This is a genomic window from Rickettsia asembonensis (assembly GCF_000828125.2).
GTDB lineage: Bacteria > Pseudomonadota > Alphaproteobacteria > Rickettsiales > Rickettsiaceae > Rickettsia > Rickettsia asembonensis.
Genome location: NZ_JWSW01000060.1, coordinates 1 through 3,561, shown reverse-complemented (window position 1 = coordinate 3,561; position 3,561 = coordinate 1). Strand labels below are relative to the sequence as shown.

The window sequence follows — 3,561 nt, the reverse complement described above, 5'->3', positions numbered from 1 at the left end:
TCAACACTCCCATGTTAGAAAGCCATAGATCAAAATTACTTTTCCATGTATCATATATGATTGGCTTGTTTTTCATACTAATACATAGGGTATGATCATCCTCGTGCTTAACATTAGTTATTTCAAACTTAGTATTTGGCAATACTACTATTTCCTTTTCTCCATCGTTTAATATAGAAGAAATATCAGCACCTACTAGAGGGGAATTCATTTCAATTTCATATTCAATATTAATTTGATGCGGTTTTAATTCATCTGACATATGATTATTAATAATACTCTGCTCAGAAGTTGTAGACATAAACCGCTCTGTAGAATATTCATTTCCTATGTTAAATATACCTACCTCTGATTTCTCTCTTGTTTCTCCACGCCAAATAGTAAGATTTTCAACTTTTCCTTGACTCATTTGGTATTGATCATTAGTTAGTATTACTAAAGCACGTTGCATTTCATAGGATTCTTTTGTTTTATCATACAACCTCATATAGCCGGTTTCTTTGAAATCTTTCAATGCAAAAAATTCTCTAAAAGTTATACTGTTATTATCATCTAATTCTGCTTCATTGTAAGCATCGACATATTCTTCAAGTTCTACTCCATCTTGTTTTTTTAATTCTTCCAATTCATTTAAGGAGTAGATTTCTTTCAATATCTCTTCTGCTGTTTCGTAATCTATTTCATCGTCATTATCATAATACTTCACACCTCCGTTCATTAGATTTTTATTGTATCTAACTTACTTGTTTATCAAAGTTAGAAAGGTGGTTATAACAAAGTAATAGACTAGGCTCAAGAAAAAATTAATGAAAATTATGAGTTATGCAATAATTTAGTTTTCGTACGCAAAGCTTAATCAATTATCTTTATCCTTAGCTCTTCCTTTTCTCTAGCTATTTTCACGGTATTGCCGCTACTTATTTCGCCTGCTAAAATAATTTTGGCTAAGTTATTTTGTATTTCCCTCTGGATAAGGCGTTTTAAGGGTCTTGCTCCAAAGCTTGGGTCATAGCCTTTTTCGGCTAAATAATTTAAAGCAGATTCATCAAATTCAAGAATAATATTTTGTGCTAGTAAAATTTTCTTTAAGCTTTCAAGCTGTATCTTAACTATATCATGAATATTATTATGATTTAGGCGATGGAATAATATAATTTCGTCTAACCTATTTAAAAACTCAGGCTTAAATACTGCTTTTACATATTCCATAACCTCATCTTTTACTTTATATGTATCTTCGTCCTCTTTCTGATTAACAAGTATCTCAGCACCTAAATTAGAAGTTAAAACTATAATAGTATTTTTAAAATCAACTGTGATACCCTGACTATCGGTTAATCTTCCCTCATCAAGTATTTGCAGCATAATATTAAATATGTCGGGATGGGCTTTTTCAACTTCATCAAATAATATTACCTGATAAGGACGGCGTCTTACTGCTTCCGTTAACACCCCGCCTTGATCATATCCAATATAGCCGGGAGGTGCTCCTATCAGACGAGAAATAGCATGCTTCTCCATATATTCCGACATATCTATACGAAGTATCGCATTACGGTCATCAAAAAGAAAACCAGCTAAGGCTTTGATAAGCTCAGTTTTACCAACTCCTGTCGGTCCTAAGAATAAGAACGAACCAAGCGGACGGTTAATATCCTGAATACCTGCACGTGATCTTCTCACCGCATCACTAACACCTTTAATTGCCTCATCCTGCCCTATTACCAATTCACGTAGTTTCTGCTCCATTACAAGTAGACGCTCACGCTCACTTGATAGCATCGTATCAATTGGAATACCAGTAATACGAGAGATAATACTTGCTATATCACTTTCCGATATAATTTCTTTTAATAGCCATTTATTATCCATACTTTCGGCTTCCTGAATCTTTTTCATAATCTCAGGTATAATTCCGTATTTTAGCTCACTAGCTTTAGCAAGATTAGCGTCACGCTCGGCACGCTCTAGATCGATTCTTGCTCGTTCTAACTCTTCTTTAAGTTTTTGGGCTTGCTGTAGTTTAGACTTTTCTGCTTGCCATTTAGCGTTCATATCATATGATTTAGATTCTAACTTTTCGAGTTCCTCGGTTAAATGGGTAATTTTCTTTTTAGAATGCTCGTCATTTTCTTTTTTAAGTGCTGCAAGCTCAATTTTTATCTGAATAATACGGCGATCTAGCTCGTCAAGCTCTTCAGGCTTACTTGACAATTCTATTTTCATACGGCTACAAGCTTCATCAATCAAATCAATAGCTTTATCAGGTAAATAACGATCGGTAATATAACGGTTTGATAACGTCGCTGCTGCAACTATTGCACTATCGGAAATTCGCACGGCATGATGCAGCTCATATTTTTCTTTAATTCCTCTAAGTATTGATATAGTATCCTCAACCGTCGGCTCACTCACGTAAACAGGCTGGAAACGGCGAGCAAGTGCTGCATCTTTCTCGATATATTTACGATATTCGTCTAAAGTAGTAGCACCGATGCAGTGCAGCTCACCACGAGCAAGCATAGGTTTTAGTAAATTCGAGGCATCCATAGCACCGTCGGTTTTTCCCGTACCGACTAATAGATGTAATTCATCGATAAACAAAATAATTTCACCGCTTGATTCTTTGATTTCACCAAGTACTGCTTTAAGACGCTCCTCAAATTCACCTCGATATTTAGCACCTGCTATTAATGCTCCCATATCAAGCTCAATAATATGGCAATTCATAAGCGACTCAGGTACGTCCTTATTAAATATACGTTGTGCAAGCTCCTCTATTATAGCAGTTTTACCGACTCCGGGTTCTCCGATCAACACAGGGTTGTTTTTCATGCGTCGTGATAGCACCTGCACGGTTCTTCTTATTTCTTCATCACGCCCGATTATCGGGTCAAGCTTACCGCTTTCGGCAAGCTCTGTTACATCTCTGCCGTATTTCTTTAGAGCATCGTAACTATTTTCTGCCGATTCGGTATCTGCTTTTTTGCCTTTACGAAGCTGTAAAATAGCTGCTGCTAATTTTTTACTATTAATTCCATTATTCGTTAAAATTTTACCGGCTATAGTATTATCATAAGTTAATGCTTCAAATATACGCTCTATGGTTACAAAGCTATCCCCACTGTCTTTAGCAATGCTACTAGCTTTTTCTAAAACTTTAAGAGCTTCAGCAGAAGAATAAACTTGTCCCCCTCCCTCAACCTGAAGTTTTGGGATTTTATTTAGTTCTAGCTGAACTTGATCTTTTAATAAGTTTATATTACCTCCAGTATTATTAATAAGGGTTTGAATTATACCTGTTTCTTCACTTAAAAGACTAGATAATAAATGCAAAGGTAATATTTGCTGATGATCGTTTTTAGCAGCAATCGATTGGCTACTAGCTATCACTGATTTAGCATGTGCAGTAAATTTATCAATATTCATATAAATAACATATTTTAATTAATAAAGTTAAATATTTTTAACTAGACTATTTTTATATAATAATTTTTAATTAAAATAACAAGAGATGAACAACTACATATAGAATTTTATAATGGAAGTGTTGAGAGATAA

The 3,561-nt window shown here is 34.5% G+C and carries 2 protein-coding genes; both read right to left on the bottom strand.

Translation table 11 applies throughout. The annotated features are described in order from the left end of the window. Positions 1-718, bottom strand: a 718-nt coding sequence (locus SB78_RS05535; RefSeq protein WP_041079208.1) for a hypothetical protein, incomplete at its 3' end; no start/stop codon positions are given. Between the two features lie 134 nt (positions 719-852). Continuing rightward, a complete protein-coding gene (gene clpB / locus SB78_RS05530; RefSeq protein WP_041079206.1) occupies positions 853-3,429 on the bottom strand; it encodes an ATP-dependent chaperone ClpB in 2,577 nt (858 codons plus the stop codon). Between the last annotated feature and the right edge of the window lie 132 nt (positions 3,430-3,561).

Bases quoted from the DNA above. Each gene is read 5' to 3' on its own strand.
- clpB (WP_041079206.1), bottom strand. From the start codon at position 3,429: ATGAATATTGATAAATTTACTGCACATGCTAAATCAGTGATAGCTAGT.